Origin of the sequence: Mycobacterium sp., from assembly GCF_035623875.1 — a bacterium.
GTDB lineage: Bacteria > Actinomycetota > Actinomycetes > Mycobacteriales > Mycobacteriaceae > Mycobacterium.
The window spans coordinates 1-6396 of sequence record NZ_DASPSP010000045.1; the positions used below are offsets into that span (position 1 = coordinate 1).

Here is a 6396-nt window from a genome sequence, read left to right on the forward strand (position 1 = left end):
CTTCTGGAAGTACTCGGCCGACTTGGACACCATGAACATCAGACCCGTGACCGCTCCCCCGAGCAGGAGGCGGGGCTCTCGGTCGATCTGATCACGCTTCATCGCCTGCACGGCAAGGGCGACCGACCAGGAGCTGGTCAATAGGATCAGGGTGTCGATGCCGCCCAGGTGCATGTTGAGCGTGTGCCGGGAGGCCTCGAACACTGCCGGGTTTTTCAGCCGATCCTGCATGAAGCTCATGAACAGGATCGCGAAGATGACCGAGTCCGCACCGATGAAGACCCAGATGCCTTCCACACCCGGAAGGCGCCTGGGCTTCACGTAGTCAGTGGTAACAAGCCCCGCACGACTAAGCGTTGACACGCCCGGCGGCCTCGTCCTCGGCCTGGAGCCGGGGGATGGCCTTGATGATGTAGTAGGACAGCCCCGGGATCCAGAAGAACCAGGTGAAGAATGCGATCCAGAAGCTGATCACGCCGTTGAAGCACAGCGGCCCGGTCTTAACGAACGGGATGGCACTGACCACGAAGAACGACAAGATCGTGATCCAGCCCCACCAGCTGACGATGTTTGGGACCAGCTTCTTCTCCCGCTTGTCACGCATGAACACGATGCTGGCGCCGGCGATCTGCCACGAGGTGACGAAGTACGCCAAGTCGATCAGGAGCCAGCCGAACCAGTACAACGTGTGCGCCATACCGGGACTGATGTTGTCGATCTCGTGCGCGGCGGTGAGCCAGATAGCGCATGCCGTCATGATCGGCGCACAGGTAATCGTGCCACCCATCATCTCGAGCTTGGACCACACACCGCCGGAACCTTCGATGCGTTCCATCACCCGCGAGACGGCAACGCTCCAAACCATGTAGAAGGCGGTGCACGTGAGGCAGACGCTCATGCCGATCATGATCGGCAGCCGGTAGTTCTTGTAGTGGTCCCAAACCGCTTGCGGCTCCGCCCAGGCGGGGAACGGCGAGATGTTGCGCGCAAGCAGCCCCCATAGGCAGAAGAACGCGGTTATGAACGCGAAGCCTGTCCACGCCATGACCTTCCATGACGTGTAGTCGGTCCGGTACGGCGACAGATCAGGCGCGGGGGTGGACGTGTTGGGTTCGGCATGCGTTGCCATCGAATCTGCTCCCTTAGCAGCGGTATACCAGGCGCAGCGACCACCCAAGGCCGCCGCGCTTCTCAGACATCACTATGGTCGCCGACACGGACGTCGCGCGCTTCACCCGACTGAGCGCCTTTTGCTCACCTGTTCGGGGCATGTTGCGGAAATGCCTGCGCTAAAACCCTGCCCCGTGCACCTCGTGGCCGGGCGTCTCCGCGGCGAGGCCACGGTATGCGTCTTCTGGGGTGGCGCCATGATTAATGACACCGTCGACTTCGCGAGCGATCGGCATGGCAATGCCGTACGAATCGGCGAACTCCATGACGACGCTGACAGCCTTAACGCCCTCAGCGACCTGATTCATCGATGCGATGATCTCGTCGATCGGCTTGCCTGCGCCGAGCTGCTCGCCGACATGCCGGTTGCGGCTGCGCTGGCTGGTGCACGTGACGATGAGATCGCCCATACCGGTCAGCCCAGCGAAGGTGTCACGGTGACCACCCGCCGCCTCGCCGAGCTTGGACATCTCGCGAACCGCACGGGTCATGACCATGGCGCGGGTGTTTTCGCCAATGCCAACCGAGTAGCCCATACCAACAGCGATCGCGTAGACGTTCTTCAGCGCGCCTGCCATCTCGACGCCAATCACGTCGTCGGTGGTGTACGTCCGAAATCGCTTGGTGCGGAATAGCTCAGCAAGATTCGCGGCCAGATTCTGGTCGGGCATCGCCAGCACCGCGGCGGCCGCGTAACCCTCAGCCACTTCGCGGGCGATGTTGGGCCCTGCCAGAATACCGGCCGGATGGCCGGGGAGTATTTCGTCGACGATCTGGCTCATCCGCATGTTGGTGCCTTGTTCGAGGCCCTTGACCAGCGACACCACCGGCACCCACGGGCGAAGCTGACTGGCTAGCTCGGTCAGCACTGTACGGAAGCCGTGCGACGGCACACCCATGACAACGACATCGGCGCGATCGGCAGCCTCGGCGAAGTCCGTGGTGGCGCGCAGCGTGTCGCTCAGCGCGACGTCGTTGCCGAGATAGCGGCTGTTGCGGTAGTTTTCGTTGATGTCTTTCGCGGTCGCCTCCGAGCGCACCCACTGCAAGGTGGGCCCGCGGCGTGCGCAGATGGACGCGATCGTCGTGCCCCACGACCCTCCGCCGAGGACCACGACGTGGGGTTGACGCTGGGTAGGCGTCACCTGGACCACGCTTTCACTGCCGCCACGATGGCCGCCTTTCGTAGCACGTTTCAGCTGCGCCAACTCAGACGTCGTCATCCTCGCCGATTCGGCCGACGCGGGGCTTCCCCCTAACGAGGCACCTTTTGCTTGCCTCCTCGGGGCATAACGGCAATAAGCAACCTGAACAGGGTCAAACGGTAACTGGGGAGACCAGGTCGTCAGGCTGACCAGTCACCGACAGCACTGTCTGCCAGAGGTAGCCATTGGTGTCGACGTGTTTCCGGGAAGCAACCGCCATCGGAATAGGAACATGGGTCAGCCGACGTCGCCAAGAACCGATGACGGTATCGGTCTTGCCCGCCATGCCGGCATGAACTGCCGCGTGACCCAACCGGAGGCAGAAGTTGGCGTCCCGAGCGTTGGCAGGCAGACTGCGGATCATGTAGCTGGGGTCGATGTATTTGAGGCTCACCGAAGTTCCGCCTGCCCGAAACTTCTCTGGGATAACCTCTTTGAGGTAAACCCCGATATCGCCGTGAAGACGGTTGCCTGAGGCGTCAAACTCCGCTGTCTCGTCGAGCAGATTTTGACCGGCCCCCTCGGCCACGACTATCACCGCATAACCATCTCTTTGGATCCGCTGCCACGCCGCCTGGATGACGCCATCGATGTTGAACGCAACCTCCGGGATAAGGCATAAACCGACTTGGGTATCGGCGAGCGTCGCGAAGCTGGCGATGAACCCGGCGTCGCGACCCATCAACTTCACCAGGCCGATGCCAAACCTGTGGCACGACGCCTCGACAAACGCCGCGCGCGTTGCCTGGCGCGCCGCCTCGACCGCTGTGTCGAATCCGAAAGACATATCGATGTAAGAGATGTCGTTGTCGATTGTCTTCGGCACACCCACCACGGCGATGTCCAGCTTCCGGCGCCGGATCTCCTCCACGATCGAATGCGCCCCGCGGAGCGTTCCATCGCCTCCGATCGTGAACAGCAGCTGGATCCCGAGCCGCTCCAGAGTGTCGACCATTTCATCGACCGGCTGCGGACCACGGGAGGAACCCAGGACAGTACCGCCGACCTCGTTGATCTGACCGACACGGCGTGTTGTCAACTCGATCGGTTTCAGTGCGTCTGGCTCAGCCAAACCCGCGTAACCAAACCGGAAGCCGTAAATTGCTGCGACGCCATACTTCTCCTTTAGGCAAAAGACGATAGACCGGATGACGTCATTCAAGCCGGGACACAGGCCACCACACGTGACAATCCCGCACCGCAGTTCGCCGGGGTTGAAGTAAATCTGTTCTCGCGGCCCGGCTAGCTCGAAGGCAGCCGGATCCACGCCTGCTTCGACCTGCGCGCGCAGTTCGTCAATGTCGGCGCGGAACAAGAGTCGTTTCGACGTGTCCATGAAATGCGCGGTGCGCAGAGGCGAAATGACTGTGCACTCGCCCATGCTGTCGGTACTGAAATCTGGCGTCGTTGGCGTCATATTGCATGTGCCCCCTCAGAGACGTCGCCATCGTCGCCGACTCAGCCGATCCAGGCTTCCCCCGAACGAGCACCATTTGGTCTCCAAGTCGGGTCATCAGCCGCAGATTTGCCTGTCCGGCCGAGCAGTCAAGCCGTCGAGCGCTATGCACCGGGCAATCCGTTGTTGCCTTTTGGTCTGACCATTGATAGCTTCAGCCTCATTTCCATAAAGACGACAGAGGGTGCATACATGAATGAAGTTCAAAGGGTTGCATCGCAGCGGCTCGGACTCTGGTGCAACTGGATTTTCGTCGCACTCACAGCCATCGGCTGGCTAGGGATCGCGCACTTCTACATGCCCGCGCGGGCAGACCTCGGTCTCGACGCCACCAAACTGTGGTTCTCCGAGACGCATCACTGGGGTGTCATTATCGGTTGCACACTGTTCTATATCGCCGCGGGAATACTTACCCCGGGCTCGATCGCGTTCGGCATCATGCTGGCGAAGATCGAGGGTCGCTGGCCGATGTGGTCTCTAACCACAGCCGTCTGCGGAATCTTCATCTCTTTGATCGTCTTCTTCAATGCATGCGCATGGATTGTGGCCGCCTATCGAAAGGAGACCGGGGCCGACGTCAGCCAAGCCTTTAGCGACTGGGCGTGGTTCGCTTTCTTGCTCGGCTGGATCTACCTAGCCATCGAGATGTTCGCCACCGCCGCCGTGGAACTGATGGACCAGCGACCCGAACCGATGGTCCCGCGCTGGCTCACCTGGCTAACGATTGCCGGAGCCGTGACAGTGTTCTTCGCGGCGGGGCCGGCCTTCTTCAAGAGCGGGCCGTTCGCCTATCACGGTTTGCTGGCCTTCTATCTACCGGTCGTCATCTGGGGGGCCTACATCACTTTGACCACGGGGTACATGCTGCGGGAGCTGAGGCGCGCACCCGATCGCCCAGAGATTCCTGCACCTATTGGCGAACCCAGCTGATAAGCGACACCAGCAGTCATAGCCGTTGCAGTTCGCGTCTCATGAGGCCGTACTCCAAGTAGCTTTCCGAAAAGGCTGGAGCGGACCCTCGGGATGCCAATGCGCGAGCGCACCTTGACGGAGTTGGCCGCGGCGCGATCGTTCGGCCGGGTTGGTCGCCGCCAGCCGAAGCGTTAGTACACTAGCGGTTCGCCCACGAGCACGCGACCGAGGCTCAGCCCTTCATGTGGGATGTGAGGCTTGCCCGTCAGTGCGCTGGCACAATAGCTGCTCGGGACAACCGTCCCTCGAGTCCTTCTAAGACTTCGAGGATTGTCTGCCGTTGGTTTTTGCCGACGTCGCCGACGGCGAGTTCTTCAAGCTGAGCCCAGATGTCTTCGACTTGCCGGCGCAATCCTTGACTGGCCGGAGTGGCTTCGATCAGATAGGCGCGCTTGTCGCCGGGGCTGGGGGAGCGTCGCACAAAGCCAGCGCGCTCCAGGCGGCGGATGGTACGGGTCATGGTGGCGGGGTCGGAGTCGAGCAACTCCACCAGGTCGGCCTGGCGTTGCGGGCCCAGTTCCCACAGATGCATCATCACCAGCTCCTGGCCGGGGTGCAGACCCACACGGCGCAACAGCTGTCCGGCGATCATCCGGTGCACACGGGCCACTCGGAAGATCGCATGGCTGATAGGACCGCCTTGGGCGGCCGCGGGCATGGGCACCGTACCGCCGGTCGAATCGCGACCTGTGATTGCCGCTTTGCGCTGGGCCATGACCGGTGACTCCTTAATTAGTTGATCGACCAGTATATCGGCCCGTCGATGAGAGCAAAAGCTTGCGCATGGAATACTTCTGTGATTTACTTGTTCGGACAAGTAATCGAGCCATTTTAGGAATAGAGACCATGACCACCGCATTCGACCCCATCGATCTCGCCGGGATGCGCTTGCGCAACCGGATCGTGATGGCTCCGATGACCCGTAGCCGCGCCTACGGGTCGGGCCAGACCCCGACACCGTTGATGGCGACCTACTACGCCCAGCGCGCAACCGCCGGGCTGATCATTACCGAAGGCACCCAACCATCGGTGATCGGTCAGGGTTACCCCAACACCCCCGGGCTGCATTCGACAGAGCAGGTTCGTGGGTGGCAACAGGTGACCGACGCCGTACACGCCGAGGGTGGAGTCATCTTCGCCCAACTCATGCACACCGGTCGCGTTGGACACTCCAGCCTGCTGCCCGAGGGCCTCACACCGGTGGGCCCCTCACCGGTCGCTGCCGCGGGCCAGGTTTTCACGCTGGAGGGAATGAAGGACTTCGTCACCCCGGTCGAGTTGGACGATGGCGGAATCTCCGAAACGATCAACGATTTCGCGCACGCCGCCCGCAACGCGATCACCGCCGGGTTCGACGGAGTAGAACTCCACGGCGCCAACGGCTATCTGCTGCACCAGTTCCTGTCGACCAACGCCAACCAGCGCGACGATCGCTGGGGCGGCTCAATCGAGGGCAGGATCCGTTTGACCGTTGAGGTTGCCCGCGCTGTCGCCGAGGCGATCGGCGCCCACCGCGTGGGACTACGAATCTCACCGACCAACCCGCTCAACGACATCGTCGAGGACGGCTACCGCGACACCTACCAGGCGCTG

At 61.8% G+C, this 6396-nt stretch carries 7 protein-coding genes; 2 read left to right on the top strand and 5 right to left on the bottom strand.

The genetic code is table 11. The features are described from left to right. The 4 genes from VEI45_RS04025 to VEI45_RS04040 all read right to left on the bottom strand — a co-directional run. Positions 1-321: cytochrome c oxidase subunit 3 (locus tag VEI45_RS04025; protein ID WP_414687392.1), on the bottom strand; the 321-nt coding region annotated here is incomplete at its 3' end. A gap of 28 nt (positions 322-349) precedes the next feature. Further along, positions 350-1129, bottom strand: coding sequence for a hypothetical protein (locus VEI45_RS04030; RefSeq protein ID WP_324850360.1), 780 nt, complete (start codon positions 1127-1129; stop codon positions 350-352). A 160-nt stretch (positions 1130-1289) separates the two neighbouring features. Then, positions 1290-2315 carry an NAD(P)H-dependent glycerol-3-phosphate dehydrogenase gene (locus VEI45_RS04035; RefSeq protein ID WP_324850362.1) on the bottom strand — a complete coding sequence of 342 codons (1026 nt, stop codon included), beginning with the start codon at positions 2313-2315 and terminating at the stop codon, positions 1290-1292. A 172-nt stretch (positions 2316-2487) separates the two neighbouring features. Then, positions 2488-3792 (bottom strand): ATP-dependent 6-phosphofructokinase, encoded by a 1305-nt coding sequence (locus VEI45_RS04040; RefSeq protein WP_324850364.1) that lies wholly within the window; start codon positions 3790-3792, stop codon positions 2488-2490. A gap of 108 nt (positions 3793-3900) precedes the next feature. Here VEI45_RS04040 and VEI45_RS04045 point away from each other — a divergent pair, with 108 nt between their 5' ends. Next, positions 3901-4761 (top strand): hypothetical protein, encoded by an 861-nt coding sequence (locus VEI45_RS04045; protein ID WP_324850366.1) that lies wholly within the window; start codon positions 3901-3903, stop codon positions 4759-4761. 247 nt (positions 4762-5008) lie between these two features. On the opposite strand, the gene VEI45_RS04050 is transcribed toward VEI45_RS04045, so the two are convergent. Continuing rightward, on the bottom strand, positions 5009-5518 hold the full coding sequence (locus VEI45_RS04050) for a MarR family transcriptional regulator (protein WP_324850368.1): 510 nt from the start codon (positions 5516-5518) through the stop codon (positions 5009-5011). A 131-nt stretch (positions 5519-5649) separates the two neighbouring features. On the opposite strand from VEI45_RS04050, the gene VEI45_RS04055 reads away from it, so the two are divergent. Then, the coding region (locus VEI45_RS04055) for an alkene reductase (protein WP_324850371.1) at positions 5650-6396 on the top strand (747 nt) is incomplete at its 3' end.

What these genes read in the sequence shown, in the direction of transcription:
- VEI45_RS04030 (WP_324850360.1), bottom strand. Translation starts at nt 1,129, where the DNA reads ATGGCAACGCATGCCGAACCCAACACGTCCACCCCCGCGCCTGATCTG.
- VEI45_RS04040 (WP_324850364.1), bottom strand. Translation starts at nt 3,792, where the DNA reads ATGACGCCAACGACGCCAGATTTCAGTACCGACAGCATGGGCGAGTGC.
- VEI45_RS04050 (WP_324850368.1), bottom strand. Translation starts at nt 5,518, where the DNA reads ATGGCCCAGCGCAAAGCGGCAATCACAGGTCGCGATTCGACCGGCGGT.